Annotated in this window: 18 protein-coding genes; 15 read left to right on the top strand and 3 right to left on the bottom strand. The window is 50.8% G+C overall.

The window, feature by feature from the left end; all coding sequences use genetic code 11:
• Positions 1-59: 59 nt before the first annotated feature.
• Positions 60-3416 carry a ribonuclease E gene (gene rne, locus DUT67_RS08515; RefSeq protein ID WP_113631667.1) on the bottom strand — a complete coding sequence of 1119 codons (3357 nt, stop codon included), beginning with the start codon at positions 3414-3416 and terminating at the stop codon, positions 60-62.
• Between the two features lie 590 nt (positions 3417-4006).
• Between rne and rluC the strand changes: the two genes are divergently transcribed.
• Positions 4007-4963, top strand: a complete 957-nt coding sequence (gene rluC, locus DUT67_RS08520; RefSeq protein WP_113627776.1) for a 23S rRNA pseudouridine(955/2504/2580) synthase RluC — start codon at positions 4007-4009, stop codon at positions 4961-4963.
• A gap of 63 nt (positions 4964-5026) precedes the next feature.
• On the opposite strand, the gene DUT67_RS08525 is transcribed toward rluC, so the two are convergent.
• Entirely contained in the window at positions 5027-5611 is a 585-nt protein-coding gene (locus DUT67_RS08525) for a nucleoside triphosphate pyrophosphatase (protein WP_113627777.1), read from the bottom strand.
• A 140-nt stretch (positions 5612-5751) separates the two neighbouring features.
• Here DUT67_RS08525 and yceD point away from each other — a divergent pair, with 140 nt between their 5' ends.
• The 14 genes from yceD (at position 5752) to ptsG (ending at position 18091) form a co-directional block, all read left to right on the top strand.
• Positions 5752-6273 carry a 23S rRNA accumulation protein YceD gene (yceD, locus tag DUT67_RS08530; RefSeq protein ID WP_113627778.1) on the top strand — a complete coding sequence of 174 codons (522 nt, stop codon included), beginning with the start codon at positions 5752-5754 and terminating at the stop codon, positions 6271-6273.
• A gap of 16 nt (positions 6274-6289) precedes the next feature.
• Complete coding sequence (gene rpmF / locus DUT67_RS08535) at positions 6290-6460, top strand: 50S ribosomal protein L32 (protein ID WP_011093369.1); 171 nt, start codon at positions 6290-6292, stop codon at positions 6458-6460.
• Between the two features lie 29 nt (positions 6461-6489).
• The gene (gene plsX / locus DUT67_RS08540; protein WP_113627779.1) at positions 6490-7536 is read left to right on the top strand and encodes a phosphate acyltransferase PlsX; all 1047 of its coding nucleotides are present in this window, start codon (positions 6490-6492) and stop codon (positions 7534-7536) included.
• A 6-nt stretch (positions 7537-7542) separates the two neighbouring features.
• Entirely contained in the window at positions 7543-8496 is a 954-nt protein-coding gene (locus DUT67_RS08545) for a beta-ketoacyl-ACP synthase III (RefSeq protein ID WP_113627780.1), read from the top strand.
• 17 nt (positions 8497-8513) lie between these two features.
• Positions 8514-9443, top strand: a complete 930-nt coding sequence (gene fabD / locus DUT67_RS08550; RefSeq protein WP_048259689.1) for an ACP S-malonyltransferase — start codon at positions 8514-8516, stop codon at positions 9441-9443.
• A gap of 14 nt (positions 9444-9457) precedes the next feature.
• On the top strand, positions 9458-10192 hold the full coding sequence (fabG, locus tag DUT67_RS08555) for a 3-oxoacyl-ACP reductase FabG (protein ID WP_011093373.1): 735 nt from the start codon (positions 9458-9460) through the stop codon (positions 10190-10192).
• Positions 10193-10346: 154 nt separating this feature from the next.
• Complete coding sequence (gene acpP, locus DUT67_RS08560) at positions 10347-10583, top strand: acyl carrier protein (protein WP_005970506.1); 237 nt, start codon at positions 10347-10349, stop codon at positions 10581-10583.
• An 81-nt stretch (positions 10584-10664) separates the two neighbouring features.
• Entirely contained in the window at positions 10665-11906 is a 1242-nt protein-coding gene (fabF, locus tag DUT67_RS08565) for a beta-ketoacyl-ACP synthase II (protein ID WP_048259690.1), read from the top strand.
• A 128-nt stretch (positions 11907-12034) separates the two neighbouring features.
• Positions 12035-12832: an aminodeoxychorismate lyase gene (gene pabC / locus DUT67_RS08570; protein ID WP_113631666.1), complete on the top strand. Its 798-nt coding sequence runs from the start codon at positions 12035-12037 to the stop codon at positions 12830-12832.
• 14 nt (positions 12833-12846) lie between these two features.
• On the top strand, positions 12847-13866 hold the full coding sequence (gene mltG / locus DUT67_RS08575) for an endolytic transglycosylase MltG (RefSeq protein WP_113631665.1): 1020 nt from the start codon (positions 12847-12849) through the stop codon (positions 13864-13866).
• The gene (tmk, locus tag DUT67_RS08580) at positions 13856-14515 is read left to right on the top strand and encodes a dTMP kinase (RefSeq protein ID WP_113631664.1); all 660 of its coding nucleotides are present in this window, start codon (positions 13856-13858) and stop codon (positions 14513-14515) included. The genes mltG and tmk overlap by 11 nt, the downstream gene beginning before the upstream one ends.
• Positions 14515-15525 (top strand): DNA polymerase III subunit delta', encoded by a 1011-nt coding sequence (gene holB / locus DUT67_RS08585; protein ID WP_113631663.1) that lies wholly within the window; start codon positions 14515-14517, stop codon positions 15523-15525. Before tmk ends, holB begins: the two co-directional genes overlap by 1 nt.
• 19 nt (positions 15526-15544) lie before the next feature.
• The gene (locus DUT67_RS08590; RefSeq protein WP_113627785.1) at positions 15545-16342 is read left to right on the top strand and encodes a metal-dependent hydrolase; all 798 of its coding nucleotides are present in this window, start codon (positions 15545-15547) and stop codon (positions 16340-16342) included.
• 315 nt (positions 16343-16657) lie between these two features.
• On the top strand, positions 16658-18091 hold the full coding sequence (gene ptsG / locus DUT67_RS08595; RefSeq protein WP_113627786.1) for a PTS glucose transporter subunit IIBC: 1434 nt from the start codon (positions 16658-16660) through the stop codon (positions 18089-18091).
• A gap of 166 nt (positions 18092-18257) precedes the next feature.
• Here the strand turns inward: ptsG and DUT67_RS08600 are convergent, their stop codons facing one another.
• Positions 18258-19055, bottom strand: a complete 798-nt coding sequence (locus tag DUT67_RS08600; RefSeq protein ID WP_113631662.1) for a helix-turn-helix transcriptional regulator — start codon at positions 19053-19055, stop codon at positions 18258-18260.
• Between the last annotated feature and the right edge of the window lie 90 nt (positions 19056-19145).

The raw sequence follows: 19145 nt of genomic DNA on the forward strand, positions 1-19145 counted from the left end.
AAGATTGTACGCAAAAAAATACCCGCCAATTGGCGGGTATTTGTCTATAAAAGTCAGTATTACTCGTTAACTGGCGTAGGCTTGGTTGCTGGCGCAGTTGACTGGTTAACTGCGGAATGACCGCCTGCCGAGCCTTTTCCTGAGAACGGATAGGCTGGACGGACCCAATCACTGTGTTGAGCAGGCTCAGCGTTGTATGCCGGAGCCGGAGCTTTAGTCATTGGTGCCGTTGCATGAAGCTTATAGCTAGGCTGTTCAATAACACCAACAACAGCCGCTGGTTTTGCTACGCTCGATACAGGCTCTTCCACAACCGGCTGTGCGCTGGTAGCGACTACAGGCTCATCCTGAACGATTTGTGGCTGGCTGATTTCCTGTACTGCGGAAATCACCGGGGTAGAAACCGGTTCTGTCACATCTGCTGTCTCGGTCGTGTCAGCGATATCATCTGCCGGTTTTTCTTCAGCAACAGCAGTTTCAACAGCAACAGTAGCTTCAACTGTCTGTGCGTTTTCAGTTACCTGTGTCGAAGCAGTATCATCAACCTCAACAGCTTTTGCTTCTTCAACCGCACTCACGGCAATTGCAGCGATGGCATCATCGATCGCTGTGTTCTCGGTGATGGGCTCAACGACAGTGTCTTCGTCAGCAGCACTCACTTCGACATCCGCTACATTGCTGTCCTGAACGACGTCCGCAGATTGTGCTGTTGCTGTTACAACGGCATCTTCCTGAACGACTGCTTCAGTAATCGCAACGTTTTCAATCGCGTTGGATTCAACGGTATCGGCTTGTTCCGTCAGGGCAACGTCGACAACGGCTGGTAACAGCGGTGTTTCGATAGCCGCTACGTTCTCTTCCTGCTGTTGGGTTTCAGCCTGCTGTGGCTGTGCGACAGGGTAGCTGACCCACACTTTCCCTGATGCCATCTCCGGTGACGCAGCGGCAAACTCCAACTGCATCGGCGACTGGGACGGGTAACGCTCATCACGATAGCGACGACGGCGCTGGCCGCTGACGCGCAGGTGGCGAGGCGAACGACGTGAACGACGTGGCATACCGCCATTTTCGCCATTGGCACGATTTGCATCGTTTTGTTCGTTATCGCTCTCGTTATGGTCTACCGCAACATCGTTTGGCTTGACGTAAGCTTGAGCCAGTTCAGGTGCTTCAGCAACCGGTGCCGTGTTCTCAGAGAGGGTGACCTGCTGAGCTTCAGACTGGACACGAACTTTCTGCGTTAACTGACGGCGTTGGCGACGTTGCATAACCTGAGTCGGTTTATCCTGCTCGGCTGCATTGTCATCTGACTCATCAACAGTTGGCTGAATTTTTTCCTCTGTCGGAGCTTGGCGGCGTTCGTCCTGACGGCGACGCTGACGTTCAGCACGTGGTTCACGGCGCGGCTGTTCTTCTGAACCGACTTTCTCCACATTTTCCGCAACGCGAGTTTCCACGACCACTTCTTCGGTTTGTCGCTTATTACGGCGCTGATCATCACGCTGTTCACGATTGTCACGATTGTCACGATTGTCACGATTGTCACGATTGTCACGAGAGCCACGGTCACGGCGATTATTACTTTGACGGCGTGAATTCCGACGGTCAGTGCGTTGGCCTTCAGTAGATTTCTCTTCTTCGACTTTCTTCTCGTCAACGTTATCCGCTGCTTTTGCGGTTGGTTCAGAAGCAAAAACGCCTTTTAAGGCACTGAAGAAACGGCTAATGAGACCCGGTTGAGCTTCTTCTGCGGCTTTTGCTACAACAGGCGTCGCTTTGGCCACCGATGGCGTGGTTTCCTCTGGCATTTCAACCATGCTGAACGTTGCTAAAGCTGGTTGCTCAGGCTGTTTACGTTCGATGGTTTGCTCGTCTTGCAACTGCTGCGTTTCCGTTTCCAAACGCTGAGGCAACAAATAGCTGAGCGTCGGCTTTTCTTCGCCTTTACGGACACGGACCACGGAGTAGTGCGGTGTTTGCATGCCGTCATGTGGCACGATGATGGCGCGTACACCACCCTGACGTGTCTCAATGGCGTTAACGGCATCACGTTTCTCGTTCAGCAGATAGGATGCAATCTGGACTGGAACAATAGCGTGAACTTCTTTGGTGTTTTCTTTCAGCGCTTCTTCTTCAATCAGACGAAGAATGGACAGCGAAAGTGATTCATTGTCACGAATCGTGCCTGTCCCAGTACAGCGTGGACAAACATGATGGCTGGATTCGCCCAGTGAAGGACTCAGACGCTGACGTGACATTTCCAGCAGACCAAAGCGGGAGATCCGACCGATCTGAATACGTGCACGATCTTGGCGTACTGAATCGCGCAGGCGGTTTTCAACTTCACGCTGGTGACGAACTGGGGTCATATCGATGAAGTCGATGACGATCAGGCCACCGAGGTCACGCAGGCGTAATTGGCGAGCAATTTCGTCAGCGGCTTCAAGGTTGGTGTTAAACGCCGTTTCTTCAATGTCACCACCGCGTGTTGCGCGGGCGGAGTTGATATCAATGGCCGTCAACGCTTCGGTCGTATCGATAACGATAGAGCCGCCGGACGGCAGGCGAACTTCACGTTGGAAAGCCGATTCAATCTGCGATTCGATCTGATAGTGGCTGAAAAGCGGGATTTCACCACTATACAATTTGATTTTACTGCTGAAATCGGGGCGGCCCAGCGCAGAAATGTGTTCTTTCGCCAGGTCGAGAATTTTTGGATTGTCGATCAGAATCTCGCCAATGTCTGGGCGCAGATAATCACGGAAAGCACGGACGATCACGTTACTTTCCTGATGAATCAGGAATGGTGCCTGACGACCTTCCGCGGCTTTTTTTATCGCGTCCCAGTGTTTCAGACGGAAAGCCAGATCCCATTGCAGTGCTTCAGCGGATTTACCCACACCAGCCGTACGAACAATGAGTCCCATGCCATCAGGTAACTGTAACGATCCCAGCGCTTCTTTGAGTTCAGTACGATCGTCACCTTCGATCCGGCGTGAAATACCACCTGCGCGAGGGTTATTCGGCATTAAGACCAGATAGCTACCAGCCAGGCTGATAAACGTGGTCAGCGCTGCGCCTTTGTTGCCACGCTCTTCTTTGTCTACCTGAACAATAACTTCCTGACCTTCACGTAACACGTCTTTAATGTTAGGACGGCCATGGGAAGCATAGTTGCTTGGGAAGTATTCGCGGGCGATTTCTTTAAGAGGGAGGAAACCGTGCCTTTCAGCGCCGTAATCAACAAAAGCCGCTTCAAGACTGGGTTCGATACGAGTGATTTTACCTTTGTAGATATTTGCTTTCTTCTGCTCATGACCTGGACTTTCTATATCCAAATCATACAGCCGTTGACCATCAACCAAGGCAACACGCAACTCTTCCTGCTGAGTTGCGTTAATTAACATTCTTTTCATCTTCAACTTACTCGTTATTTTTACTTGCATTATTGATAGAGCTGCGGACAAAAGAACCGCATGACCGGAGTGAACCGATGGCCTCGTGGCTTATCGCAGGGACGTCAACCTCCCGGTTGTCGCCTGCATAGAGACGCATGTTTCGGTAGCCTGTGTTTCCTGATGGAAAACAGCGCATTTACTGAGGGAACAGCTTCTGAATAATGTCGCCAGATCTGATTCCATTTGCCGGCCAAGCTGCAATCCGCAGCCCGCTAACTGCTTGATTTCGCATTACGTCTTACGCCATTGCTGCGTGTGTGCGTCATCAGGCAAACTTAATAACTTCGCAATTTCCCCTTGTTTATCGGAAATCCGCGTGGGAAACGCAAAAGCATTATTCCACTGCCGATACCGTTATAGCAAGATGACTTTGCCTGTCTGTATAAAGATAGTTCTGTTGTTATCACCAAACGGACGGGGTTTGATGCTACAGCGCACTCACCCGTTACTCATCCGATAGTGCAACAATATCTTCATAAGTCAGACACACAGTTAAGCACAGAAAAAGAAGTGGCGCTATCGGGTTGCTCTAATTAGAATCGCGCATCATGAAAACAGATAATCCTTCAGTACAATTTGTGACGATCTCCGCAGATGAAGCGGGGCAACGTATCGACAATTTTTTGCATACCCACTTAAAGGGTGTGCCTAAAAGCATGGTTTACCGAATCTTGCGAAAAGGTGAGGTAAGGATAAATAAGAAACGGGTCAAGCCGGAGTATAAATTACTCGACGGTGATGTTATCCGTATTCCGCCGGTTCGACAGGCAGAACGCGATGAAACTCCTGTTTCTGCCAGTCTTGGCAAAGTGGCGGCGCTGGCCGAATGTATTATTTATGAAGATGACTACCTGTTGGTGCTGAATAAGCCTTCAGGCACTGCGGTGCACGGCGGCAGTGGTCTAAGCTTCGGCGTGATTGAAGGGCTGCGCGCTTTACGCCCGGAAGCGCGTTTTTTGGAGCTAGTACACCGCCTCGACCGCGATACTTCTGGTGTTTTGCTGGTAGCTAAAAAACGTTCGGCGTTGCGTTCTCTGCATGAACAGCTGCGGTTGAAAGGTATGCAAAAAGACTATCTGGCGTTGGTTCGCGGCCAGTGGCAGTCCCACTGCAAGGTCGTTCAGGCGCCGCTTTTGAAAAATATCCTGCAAAGCGGTGAACGCATCGTACGGGTAAGCAGCGAAGGTAAACCGTCAGAAACACGTTTTAAGATAGAAGAACGTTTTGAACACGCGACGCTGGTGAGGGCAAGCCCTGTTACCGGACGTACACATCAAATTCGTGTACACGCCCAGTATGCCGGACATCCGATCGCGTTTGATGACCGTTACGGCGATCGTGAGTTCGATCAGCAACTGACAGGTACGGGTTTAAAACGTCTATTTCTACATGCACAGGCGCTGCGTTTTGAGCACCCAAATACTGGCGAGACGTTGAGAGTAGAAGCACCGTTGGATGATAGGTTACGCCGCTGCCTACAGGTTTTGCGTAAGACAAAGATCTAACGACTCATATCGTGCATGTTTTATCTATCGGGATAGTGCTTCATTGAGCTATCCCGATTCATTTCACACCGTCAATGGATTCACGCCTTCCTTTTGTAGCATCTGCGTCAGCGCGATCAGCGGCAATCCAATCAATGTATTAGGATCTCGCCCAGATAACCGTTCAAAAAGGGTAATGCCCAATCCTTCGCTTTTAAAACTCCCTGCGCAGTTCCATGGCTGCTCTTTCTCCAGATAGCCGTCAATTTCTGCTTCCGTTAGTGTACGAAAATGTACATCAAAGGGTTCTGCGATGCTCTGCATTAACTGAGTTGCGCTATTAAACAGTGCTAAACCGGTAAAGAAGGAAACGCATTTTCCGCTGGCCTGCTGTAGTTGCCGTGTTGCGTTAATCTTATTATGCGGTTTTCCCGTAATAGAATTCCCCAATACGCACACTTGATCGGAACCAATAATCAGGTGATTGGGGTAGTGTGCGGCCAATGCTCGCGCTTTACTTTCAGCAAGGCGGATCACGAGATCGATGGCATCTTCGCCTACGCGAGGGGTTTCATCGATGTCTGGCGACGCGCAGACAAAGGGTACTGTCAGCTTTTCCAATAAGGCTCGGCGGTAAGGTGAGGTTGAGGCAAGAACGATCTGCTGCATAATTTTTTGATAAACCGTAGCGTAATGATGAAAGGCATTTTAAACTATGCGCCGCTCTGGAAGCGAATATTGGTGAAAGGCGGTGCATCACTGCCTTTTTCTTTGACTCTATGTCGTTACGACGTTAATATGCGCGCCCTATGCAAAAGGTAAAATTACCCCTAACCCTTGATGCGGTCCGCACTGCTCAGAAGCGTTTAGATTACGTTGGTATCTATTCGGCTGAACAAGTAGAGCGTGTTGCCGAGTCAGTGGTGAGTGTGGATAGTGATGTTCAGGCCTCTTTATCTTTCAATATTGATAATCAGCGTCTGGCGGTGATTGACGGTAACGCTGACGTTACGGTCACACTGATGTGTCAGCGTTGCGGGAAGCCGTTTGAACATCAAGTCCATGCGACATTCTGTTTCAGCCCGGTCGTCAATGATGAGCAGGCCGAAGCGTTACCGGAAGCGTATGAGCCGATCGGCGTTAGTGAGTTTGGTGAAGTCGATCTGCTGGCAATGATTGAAGATGAAATTATTCTGATGTTGCCTATCGCCCCGGTGCATGATTCTGAACACTGTGAAGTGTCCGAAGCGGACATGGTTTTTGGTCAACTGCCTGCAGAGGCGGAAAAACCAAATCCATTTGCCGTATTAGCCAGTTTAAAGCGTAAGTAATTAAGGAGTAAGGTCCATGGCCGTACAACAAAACAAACCTAGCCGTTCCAAACGTGGTATGCGTCGTTCACATGATGCGCTGACTACCTCTTCTGTATCCGTAGATAAAGTTTCTGGCGAAACTCACCTGCGTCACCACATCACTGCGGATGGTTACTACCGCGGTCGCAAGGTTATTGCTAAGTAATTCTTGCGAATTATTTGCAAGGCAATACCTTGACACGCCTAACTCTGGCGTTAGATGCGATGGGCGGGGATTTTGGTCCCTGCGTAACAGTGCCTGCTGCATTGCAGGCACTGGCTTCTAATCCAGCTCTCAATTTGTTATTAGTCGGCGATCCTGCTGCGATCACTCCATTACTTGCCAAAGTCGATTCTGATTTACTCTCCCGCTTAGAAGTTGTTCCGGCGGAGTCGGTTATTGCTAGTGATGCGAGGCCGTCGCAGGCTATTCGTGCGAGCCGTGGTACCTCAATGCGCATCGCGCTTGAGTTGATTAAAGACGGTAGGGCACAGGCCTGCGTGAGCGCGGGCAACACAGGGGCACTCATGGGGCTGGCTAAGCTCCTGATTAAGCCACTGGACGGAATTGAGCGACCCGCGTTGGTGTCAGTATTACCTCACCAGCAACACGGAAAAACAGTCGTGTTGGATCTGGGAGCGAATGTTGACTGTGATAGTACGATGCTGGTCCAGTTTGCCGTGATGGGATCTGTGATGGCAGAAGAAGTGCTGGGACTGACTAACCCTCGGGTCGCGTTGTTGAATATCGGTGAAGAAGAAAGCAAAGGGCTGAGCACTATCCGTGAAGCAGCGGCACAGCTAAAAGAGGCACCATCAATAAATTATATCGGTTACCTGGAAGGCAACGATCTGCTGACGGGGAAAACGGATGTGATGGTCTGTGACGGCTTTGTGGGTAATGTCACACTGAAAACAGTGGAAGGCGTGGTAAGGATGTTCCTGTCACTCCTGAAGTCTCCGGCTTTAGGCCCAGAGCAAAAACAAAAGCGGTCCTGGTGGTTGAAATGGCTGGGGCGTTTGTTACAAAAACGCTTATCAAAGCGTTTCGGTCATTTGAATCCCGATCAATATAATGGCGCATGCCTGCTAGGATTACGGGGAACTGTAATCAAAAGCCATGGTGCAGCAAACCAGAGAGCGTTTGCGGTTGCTATTGAACAGGCAATGCAGACGGTACGGCGGCAGCTTCCCGAGCGGATTGCCGCTCGTCTAGAAGCGGTATTACCCAAGAGTGACTAAGCGTACATGTATACAAAAATAATCGGAACGGGCAGCTACCTGCCTGAAGAAATCAGGACAAACGCTGATTTAGAAAAGATGGTGGAAACGACGGACGAATGGATCGTCACACGTACTGGAATCCGTGAGCGCCGTATTGCTGCGCCGGATGAAAACGTTGCGACCATGGGATACCGTGCCGCGCAGAAAGCGCTGGAAATGGCGAATGTCGATGCTTCTGAGGTCGGCCTTCTGATCGTTGCTACAACATCATCAAGTCATGCTTTCCCTAGCTCAGCCTGTCAGGTTCAGCAGTTATTAGGGATCAAAGATACCATTGCTTTCGATCTGGCCGCGGCCTGTGCAGGTTTTACCTATGCGCTGAGCGTTGCCGATCAATACGTTAAAAGTGGTGCGGTGAAATACGCACTGGTGATCGGTTCCGACACATTGTCTCGTACATTGGATCCTGAAGATCGCGGTACGCTGATTCTGTTTGGTGACGGCGCGGGTGCCGTGTTGTTAACAACATCAGAGCAGCCGGGTATTCTTTCCACCCATCTTCATGCCGATGGCCGCTATGGCGATTTACTGACGTTGCCACATCAGGATCGTAACCACAAGGATACGCCTGCTTACCTGACGATGGCTGGTAATGAAGTCTTCAAAGTGGCCGTGACTGAACTGGCACACATTGTTGAAGAAACGCTGCAAGCGGCTCAACTGGACAAAAGTGAATTAGACTGGCTGGTGCCTCATCAGGCTAACCTGCGCATCATCAGTGCCACGGCGAAAAAGCTGGGTATGGGGATGGACAAGGTGGTTGTGACGCTCGATCGTCATGGTAATACCTCCGCTGCTTCTGTACCTTCAGCGCTTGATGAAGCCGTGCGCGATGGGCGTATTAAACCAGGGCAGTTGGTGCTGCTTGAAGCCTTCGGTGGCGGCTTTACCTGGGGTTCCGCGCTGGTTCGTTTTTAATTAAACAGGATTGTGATATGACGCAATTTGCAATGGTGTTTCCCGGTCAGGGATCGCAGACGGTAGGAATGTTGGCTGAACTTGCGGCAGAACACCCGATCGTCACCGAAACGTTTGCTCAGGCTTCTGAAGTGTTAGGTTATGACTTGTGGCAGCTTACCCAGCAAGGGCCAGCTGAAGAGTTGAATAAAACCTGGCAGACACAGCCTGCATTACTGACTGCTTCTGTTGCTATCTGGCGTGCCTGGCAGCAGCAGGGAGGAAAAACGCCTGCGTTGATGTCTGGCCATAGCCTCGGTGAGTATTCTGCACTGGTTTGCGCGGGTGTTCTGGATTTCCAACAGGCTGTTCGTCTGGTTGAATTGCGTGGCAAACTGATGCAAGAAGCGGTGCCGGAAGGCACTGGCGCTATGTATGCCATTATCGGCCTTGATAACGATGCGATTGCCAAAGCGTGTGAAGAATCCGCACAGGGGCAGGTGGTATCGCCGGTAAACTTCAACTCACCGGGTCAGGTCGTGATTGCAGGTAATAAAGACGCCGTTGAGCGTGCTGGTGCTGCGTGTAAAGCGGCAGGTGCGAAGCGCGCTCTGCCGTTGCCTGTCAGCGTTCCGTCACACTGCGCGTTGATGGAACCCGCTGCGAAGAAACTTGCTGTGGCGCTGGAATCCGTGACCTTTAATTCTCCGGTCATCCCAGTGGTAAATAATGTCGATGCAAGCATCGAAACCACACCAGAAGCCATTCGTGATGCATTGGTACGCCAACTTTATTGCCCAGTGCGCTGGACTGACTGTGTTGCATTCATGGCTTCTCAGGGCGTTGAATCACTGTTAGAAGTCGGGCCGGGTAAAGTATTGACTGGCTTAACCAAACGAATCGTCGATACTCTGACAGCAGCAGCGGTGAACGATCCTGCTTCTCTATCAGCGGCGATTGAGAAATAAGAACGGAGAAGACAATGAGTTTTGAAGGGAAAATTGCACTGGTTACCGGTGCAAGCCGTGGTATAGGGCGTGCCATCGCCGAGACGTTGGTTGCCCGCGGGGCAAAAGTCATTGGTACCGCAACCAGCGAAAAAGGTGCTGAAGCTATCAGCAGTTGGCTGGGTGAGAACGGTAAAGGTTATATGCTGAATGTTGCTGATGCAGCGTCAGTAGAAAGCGTGTTAGCCGAAATTCGCGCGGAATTCGGGGAAATTGATATTCTTATCAATAACGCCGGTATCACCCGTGATAACCTGCTGATGCGTATGAAAGATGATGAATGGCACGATATTCTGGATACCAATTTGACCTCGGTATTCCGTATGTCTAAGGCGGTTATGCGTGCCATGATGAAGAAACGTTTTGGCCGTATCATTACTATCGGTTCCGTTGTGGGAACGATGGGCAATGCAGGACAAGCTAACTATGCTGCAGCGAAGGCGGGGCTGATTGGGTTCAGCAAATCCCTCGCGCGTGAAGTAGCTTCTCGTGGTATTACGGTTAACGTGGTCGCGCCTGGTTTTATCGAAACAGATATGACTCAGGCATTGACAGAAGAACAGCGAGCAGGCATTTTGACGTCGGTTCCAGCTAACCGACTCGGTGATGCTAAAGAAATCGCCAGTGCTGTTGTATTTTTAGCCTCTGATGAAGCTGCTTACATTACTGGCGAAACATTGCATGTCAACGGCGGCATGTATATGATCTAAAAAGCTCGAAAACTATTTGCTTTATTTGCGGTGATAACCGCAAAATAGCACAAAATCGTGGTTCGACCAGCCGAGATTTTGTTGCATCTTTTCAAACATTTTATACACTACGAAAACCATCGCGAAAGCGAGTTTTGATAGGAAATTTAAGAGTATGAGCACTATCGAAGAACGCGTTAAGAAAATCATCGTTGAACAGCTTGGTGTTAAGCAGGAAGAAGTCGTAAACAATGCTTCTTTCGTTGATGACCTCGGCGCTGATTCTCTTGACACTGTTGAGCTGGTAATGGCTCTGGAAGAAGAATTTGATACTGAGATTCCAGACGAAGAAGCTGAAAAAATCACGACTGTTCAAGCAGCCATTGATTTCATTCAGGCTAACCAGCAGTAAGCGAACATATCTAGGCGGTCATTCGACCGCCTAAGTTTTTTTGTCCCGCAGTGTCTTTTTTTCCCTCCCTGGAGGATAAGCGTGTCTAAGCGTCGAGTAGTTGTGACCGGACTGGGCATGTTATCTCCTGTCGGCAATACAGTTGAGTCTACCTGGAGTGCTCTTCTTGCCGGTCAGAGTGGTATCAGCCTGATCGACCATTTCGATACTAGTGCCTACGCAACGCGTTTTGCTGGCTTAGTAAAGAATTTTAATTCTGAGGAATTCATTTCGCGTAAAGAAGCACGCAAAATGGATGCCTTTATTCAATACGGTGTTGCTGCTGGCGTTCAGGCTATGCAGGACTCTGGTTTGGAAGTAACGGAAGAAAACGCACCGCGCATCGGTGCGGCGATTGGTTCCGGCATCGGCGGTCTGGGTCTTATTGAAGATAACCACACTGCGCTGGTGAACGGCGGCCCTCGTAAAATCAGTCCGTTCTTCGTGCCATCAACCATCGTTAATATGGTAGCTGGGCATCTTACTATCATGTTCGGACTGCGTGGCCCGAGTATCTCTATCGCTACGGCCTGTACGTCTGGCGTGCACAATATTGGCCAGGCAGCACGTATCATTGCCTACAATGATGCAGATGTGATGTTGGCCGGTGGTGCAGAAAAAGCCAGTACGCCATTAGGCGTTGGTGGATTCGGTGCTGCTCGTGCGCTGTCAACACGTAATGATAATCCTCAGGCGGCAAGCCGTCCGTGGGATAAAGATCGTGATGGATTTGTGCTGGGCGACGGTGCTGGCCTCATGGTGCTGGAAGAATATGAGCACGCGAAAAAGCGCGGTGCGAAAATCTATGCAGAAATTGTTGGATTTGGCATGAGCAGCGACGCGTATCATATGACGTCTCCGCCGGAGGATGGTTCAGGCGCAGCGCTGGCGATGGAAAACGCACTGCGTGATGCTGGAGTGTCAACGAGTCAGATCGGTTATATCAACGCGCATGGCACCTCTACGCCGGCGGGTGATAAAGCTGAAACACAGGCAGTGAAATCCGTATTTGGTGCAGACGCCAGTCGTGTACTGGTTAGTTCGACAAAATCCATGACGGGTCACTTGCTCGGTGCGGCAGGCGCAGTGGAGTCCATCTTCAGTATTCTTGCTCTGCGCGATCAGGCTGTTCCGCCAACGCTCAATCTGGATAACCCAGATGAAGGCTGCGATCTGGATTTTGTGCCTCATGAGGCGCGTCAGGTCAGCGATCTGGAATACGTACTCTGCAACTCTTTCGGTTTCGGTGGAACCAACGGTTCTCTGATCTTCCGTAAAGTTTGATTGCAATAGCGTCTATAAAAAACCCGGTTTCCGGGTTTTTTTTTGCCTGAATAAAATCAGACACACCTGCTTGTGTGCGATGCCGCTTTACTGGCAAGCTGACGGCGATGAATGACGCGGAGCTTATTATGCTGTGGATTAATGGTCAGTTACAGGAACAGCTCTCGGTACTCGATCGGGGTACACAGTATGGTGACGGCTGTTTTACGACTGCCAGAGTATGCGATGGCGAGATTGTCTGGCTCGATCGACATATCGCACGGTTGCAACAGGCTGCTACACGCCTATTATTTCCTGCCGTTGACTGGGAAGATCTGCACGTTGAAATGGTAGGGGCAGCGCAGGGACGATCGAGCGGCGTAGTGAAAGTCATGCTAACGCGTGGCGTCGGCGGGCGTGGCTATAGTGCGCAAGGTTGTGTGCAACCAACCCGAATTGTCATGCAGGCAGATTATCCTGCACAGTATGCCGTCTGGCGTGAGCAGGGGATTAGCCTGAGTTTGAGCCCTGTGACGTTAGCGAGAAACCCGCTGTTGGCGGGAGTAAAACATTTGAATCGGCTTGAACAAGTGTTGATTCGTGCGCATCTTGACCAGACCTCAGCCGATGAGACCCTCGTGCTTGACACCTCAGGTGCGCTAGTGGAATGCTGTGCCGCTAATTTATTCTGGCGTAAGGGACATCGGGTCTATACGCCGGATTTATCTCAGTCAGGTGTGGATGGTGTTACTCGACAGCATATTATTGCCTTACTGGCAGAGTCTGACTTCGAGCTACAGATCGTCAGTGAGCCTGTTACTACACTGGCAGATGCGGATGAAGTGCTGATTTGTAATGCATTAATGCCGATAGTCCCCGTGAATCAGGCGCACGTCTGGCGTTACCACTCCCGAGCTCTTTATCAATTCCTGAGTTCTGACTGCTAGTAGATGGTTTATTTATGAAGAAAAAGAAAATTGGTTTGCTGATTATCGCCGCTGTTGTCCTGATGTTGCTGGTAGCGTGGCAGAGAATGCAGCGTTTTGCTGGTTCTCCATTGGCTATCGAAAAAGAAACTATTTTCACGCTTCCTGCCGGTACGGGAAGAGAAGGGCTGGAAACGCTACTTCTCGATCAAAAAATTATGACCGATGGCGCGTTTTTTCCGTGGCTGCTGCGTATCGAACCTGAATTAGCAAAATTCAAGGCAGGGACGTATCGCTTTACAACAGGAATGAGCGTCCGCGAGATGTTGGCCTTACTGTCCAGCGGAAAGGAAGCGCAATTCACCATCCGCTTTGTCGAAGGTTCCCGTCTAAAAGAGTGGATCGTCACATTGCAGCAGGCACCTTATATCAAGCATGTACTGGCCGATAAAACGGAACAGGACATCGTCACCCAGTTGGAAATCAACGATAAGGCGAACCCGGAAGGTTGGTTTTATCCTGACACCTATTCATACACGGCCGGTACGAGCGATAGCGCTCTGTTACAGCGTGCGCACCAGCGTATGAAAAAAACGGTGGATGACGTATGGAAAGGGCGTGAAGAAGGCTTACCGTATAAGACACCAGACGAGTTGCTGACGATGGCGTCAATCATTGAAAAAGAAACGGCAATCAATGAAGAACGTACGCAGGTCGCTTCTGTTTTTATCAATCGCTTACGGCTTGGTATGCGGCTGCAAACTGATCCCACTGTGATTTATGGCATGGGGGATGACTATAAAGGCGTGATAACCCGTAAAGCATTAGATACGCCGACGCCTTACAATACGTATGTCATCTCCGGCTTGCCGCCGACGCCGATCGCAATGCCAGGGAAAGCGTCATTGGATGCGGCTGCGCATCCAGCCAAAACGTCGTATCTGTATTTCGTGGCGGATGGAAAAGGCGGACACAGTTTTACCACTAACCTTGCAGACCATAATCGTGCTGTAAAGGTATACCGCTCAGCGTTAAAGGAACGGGATGAACAGTAAATTTATCGTCATTGAAGGATTGGAAGGCGCAGGGAAAACCAGTGCGCGCAATATTGTTGTAGAAACGCTGCGGTCACATGGTGTGAAAGAGGTCGTGTTCACTCGAGAGCCTGGCGGCACGCCGCTGGCTGAGAAGCTACGTGAACTCATCAAGCAAGGTATGGCCGATGAAAAGGTCACCGACAAAGCGGAAGTTTTGATGCTCTACGCGGCCAGAGTGCAACTGGTAGATAATGTCATCAAACCTGCGCTGGCAGATGGAAAATGGGTTATCGGCGATCGTCACGATCTCTCTTCACAGGCTTATCAAGGCGGTGGACGTGGGATCGATCAGCAACTGCTGCGCTCGCTGCGTGACACCGTGCTGGGCGATTTTCGCCCTGACCTAACGCTCTATCTTGATTTACCGCCAGCCATCGGTTTGCAGCGCGCGCGTCAACGCGGCGAGCTGGATAGAATCGAGCAGGAATCGCTGGCTTTCTTTGATCGTACCCGCTCCCGCTATCAGGAATTGGCTGCGGAGGATGACCGCATCCTGACGATCGATGCATCACAATCTATTGATGCCGTTAGTGCGGATATTCAGGCCACGCTACAACAGTGGTTGCAGCAACAAGGATTGCCGCCTGTCGTGCAAGGACCGCTCTGATGGATTGGTATCCGTGGCTGAATGCCTCTTATCGGCAGCTTATCGGTCAATATCAGGCGGGCAGAGGCCACCATGCGGTGTTGCTGCATGCGCTGCCGGGCATGGGCGATGAATCGCTTATTTATGCGCTTAGTCGCTGGTTGATCTGCCAGCGACCTGACGGCATGAAAAGCTGCGGCCAGTGCCACTCTTGTAATTTGATGACGGCGGGAACACACCCAGATTGGCATGTGCTGAGCCCGGAGAAAGGCAAACAGAGTCTGGGCGTCGATCCGGTGCGTGACGTCGTGGAAAAGGTGTACCAACATTCCCGACAGGGCGGAGCAAAAGTGATCTGGCTGGCTTCCGCTGAGCAACTGACAGAAGCGGCAGCGAATGCCCTGCTGAAAACGCTGGAAGAACCCCCAAAAAATACCTTTTTTTTATTGGGCTGCCGTGAGCCTGCTCGGTTGTTAGCTACTTTACGCAGTCGCTGCCTGTATCACTATCTGGATGTGCCGAATGAGACGCAGAGTATCCTGTGGCTGAATACGCGCCATCGTCATGATAGTAAGGCATTGCGTACGGCATTGAGATTGCAATCGGGCGCACCGCTTGCGGCAGAAGCATTATTGCAGCCAGAACGCTGGAAGCAGCGTAGCGGGCTGTGCCAGGCATTTTCTGCTGCGATGACTTCACGGGATCAGCTTTCATTGATATCGCAACTGAATCATGATGATGCGGATGTGAGAATTCACTGGCTGTCCGCGTTACTGCTGGATGCCATGAAATGGCAACAGGGTGCTAGCGAACATTTGGTGAGTCTAGATCAGATCGAACTGGTTGAGCGTCTGGCGCGCGAACCGTCTGCGCATTTACAGTATGAGCTGCAACAGTGGCTGGCTTGCCGACAAAAATTACTGACCGTCACCGGTGTGAATCGCGAACTGCTGCTGACGGAACGCCTGCTTGATGGTGAACGCACGCTTGCCTCGTCGGTTAAGCGCGACAGCCATCCCTTTTCTGTTTAATTACTATCGAGTAAATATCATGTTGTTAGTGGATTCCCACTGTCATCTTGACGGTCTGGATTATCAGTCATTGCATAAAGATGTCTCCGATGTGTTGGAGAAAGCGAAACTCCGTGATGTCGGTTTCCTTCTGGCGGTGGCGACAACGCTGCCCGGCTATCGTGCCATGGTGGAGTTAATCGGCGAGCGCGATAACGTGGCGTTTTCCTGCGGTGTTCATCCCCTCAATCAGGAAGTCCCTTATGATTATGCCGAACTGCGTGAGTTAGCCAGTGCTAGCCGTGTGGTGGCGATGGGGGAAACGGGGCTGGATTATTTCTATCAGCAGGAGACGAAAGCCCAGCAGCAGGAATCGTTTCGTGAACATATTCGTATTGGTAATGACCTGAATAAGCCCGTTATCGTGCATACGCGTTCTGCCCGTGAAGATACGCTGGCAATTTTGCGTGACGAACACGCGGAGAAATGCAGTGGTGTGCTGCACTGCTTTACGGAAGATTTGATCACGGCAAAAGCCTTGCTGGATATGGGATTCTACATCTCGTTTTCTGGGATCGTGACGTTTCGTAATGCAGAGGAATTACGTGACGTAGCACGTTATGTGCCGCTGGATCGGATGTTGATTGAGACAGATTCCCCTTGGTTAGCACCTGTCCCGTTCCGAGGTCAGGAAAACCAGCCTGCGTATGTGCGTGATGTAGCGGAATATCTTGCCGTAGTGAAAGGTACATCGCTGGAAACCCTCGCAGCTGCCACGACAGAAAACTTTTCCCGCCTGTTTCACATCGATCCGGCTCGGTTGACCGCAGCACAATAGTGGCTGAGAATAGCCGAGTTTTTTTTACCCGTGTAATTAATAGCGCCCGATAATCCCCTTGACCAGGTTTTTCCTCTTCAGGGGGCCGTGTTTTTTAGCGATATATCACAAAAAAGTGCAATATCTGTTCGTTCTCAGCCTGTTGGCTTGTGGAAACGTGATAGCAATCAAACATTGTGAACGCTATTTATTTTACTCTGCGTAAAAATTAAAGGGGGCTAAGACACCCCAACTCGCAAAGGCCATCCTCCCCACCTTTGCTTATAGATGAAGTATCAGAAGTAAAAGCACTATTACTCAGGAGCACACTCAATTATGTTCAAGAATGCATTCGCAAACCTGCAAAAAGTAGGTAAGTCGCTAATGCTGCCCGTATCCGTACTCCCTATCGCAGGTATTCTGCTAGGTGTCGGTTCGGCCAATTTTAGCTGGTTGCCTACAATTGTCTCAAGCGTCATGGCACAGGCCGGTGATTCGGTGTTTGCCAACATGCCGCTGATTTTTGCTATCGGTGTTGCCCTGGGCTTCACTAATAACGACGGTGTTTCCGCACTGGCGGCGGTAGTGGCTTATGGCATCATGGTGAAAACCATGGCCGCAATTGCGCCGCTGGTTCTTAATCTACCGGCTGCCGAGATTACTGCGAAGCATCTGGCGGATACTGGTGTTCTGGGCGGGATCATTGCCGGTGCGATTGCCGCGTATATGTTTAACCGTTTCTACCGCATTCAACTGCCTGAGTATCTGGGCTTCTTTGCCGGTAAACGCTTTGTGCCGATTATTTCCGGCTTGACGGCAATCATTATCGGCACGGTGTTATCTTTCATATGGCCACCGGTTGGTAGCGCTATCCAGGTATTCTCTCACTGGGCAGCGAATGAGAACCCGATGTTGGCATTCGGTATCTACGGGGTTGTTGAACGTTCTCTGGTGCCGTTTGGCTTGCACCATATTTGGAACGTACCTTTCCAAATGCAAGTGGGTGAGTTCACCAATGCTGCTGGTCAGGTTTTCCACGGCGATATCCCGCGTTACATTGCTGGTGACCCGACTGCGGGTAAATTGTCTGGCGGCTTCCTGTTTAAAATGTACGGTCTGCCAGCTGCTGCTATTGCTATCTGGCATTCGGCTAAACCAGAAAACCGCGCGAAAGTGGGCGGTATCATGATCTCTGCGGCGTTAACCTCGTTCCTGACGGGTATCACTGAGCCAATTGAGTTCTCATTCATGTTTGTTGCGCCAATCCTGTATGTGATCCATGCGATTCTGGCGGGTCTGGCGTTCCCAATCTGTATCTTGTTGGGTATGCGTGATGGTACAAGCTTCTCTCACGGCCTGATCGACTTCGTGGTACTAAGTGGTAACGGTAGCAACCTGTGGCTGTTCCCGATTGTGGGTCTGTGCTATGCGTTGATTTACTACACCATCTTCCGCGTTCTGATTGCCAAGCTGAACCTGAAAACGCCGGGTCGTGAAGATAGCTCATCTGAGCAAACGTCGCAGGACAGCACCGAAATGGCTGCCGCTCTGGTTAGCGCGTTTGGTGGTAAAGAAAACATCACTAACCTGGATGCATGCATCACCCGTCTGCGCGTTAGCGTAGGTGATGTGGCTAAAGTTGATCAGGCTGGCCTGAAAAAACTGGGTGCAGCAGGTGTGGTTGTGGCAGGTTCCGGCGTTCAGGCCATTTTCGGTACGAAATCCGATAACCTGAAAACCGATATGGACGACTACATCCGTAACCACTGATGAGTCATTGGGGAGTTGCAGAAAGGGGCGAAAGCCCCTTTTTTTTATGGTCAGTGTTGAGTCATTTTCAAGAAAACTTGCGCTGAACGACGGGGCTTTAATCTGCTTCTGTAACGCGAGTAATCCTGCCGCATAACTGGTTTACTGGTGTCGCACCAGTGTCACATCATTCCTCTCCCTGAGATTGCCGAGCATAAACCACCAAGCGCAGATGCCGATCTTCATCGATGGTCAGCGACGTGTGCTCGAAGGTTTCAGGCTTGCCCTCAATCATCAGTTGGCGAACCCCACTGCACGGAGCATGCACATCATGCTGACGCCACCACATTTTGAAGTCTGGCGACACTTGCTCCAGTTCGTCCACCAGTTCATGAATATCAGTCTCCTGCGTTGCGCGAGTGAAATCGCGGCGAAAACTCGACAACATTTGTGGTGCTTGTTCCTCCCAGCCGACAAATCGCTCATGCAACAACGGATCGGTAAACAAGAGCCAGAGTAGGTTAAGTCTCTCGGAGGGATGTGCGTCAAAGCCGAAAAACTGGTTCGCCGGCTCATTAAAGGCCAGTACGTCCCAGCGCAGATTGAGTATGTAAGCTGAATGCGGGGCCAGATCGTGCATTAGACGCCGTACCAGTGGTGGAACCACGCACCACGTCTTACCCGGCTCGACAGGTGGTCGTTCATGTGCCAGCAGGTACAGATGGCGACGTTCGGCCGCATCAAGTTTGAGCACCCGTGCCAGGCTGTCCAGAAAGGCTGCTGACACACCGATATCGCGCCCTTGTTCGAGCCAGGTGTACCAGGTCAGCCCGACCCCGGCCAGTGCGGCCACTTCTTCGCGTCGCAGCCCCGGCGTGCGCCGTCTTCCACCGCTAGGCAAACCTACATCAGCGGGTGACACCCGTTCGCGGCGCGCGCGCAAAAAGTCAGCCAGATCGTGGCGAGTTCTCTCCAATGTTCTCATCGTTTACCGCATTGCTTTTAGTAATAGCATAAGTAGTTAAATTGTAATCGTTTAAAAGAGGTTTGAGAATGATGGCGTGATGGCTCTTGA

Origin of the sequence: Pectobacterium peruviense (genome assembly GCF_003312355.2) — a bacterium.
GTDB classification, from domain to species: Bacteria; Pseudomonadota; Gammaproteobacteria; order Enterobacterales; family Enterobacteriaceae; genus Pectobacterium; species Pectobacterium peruviense.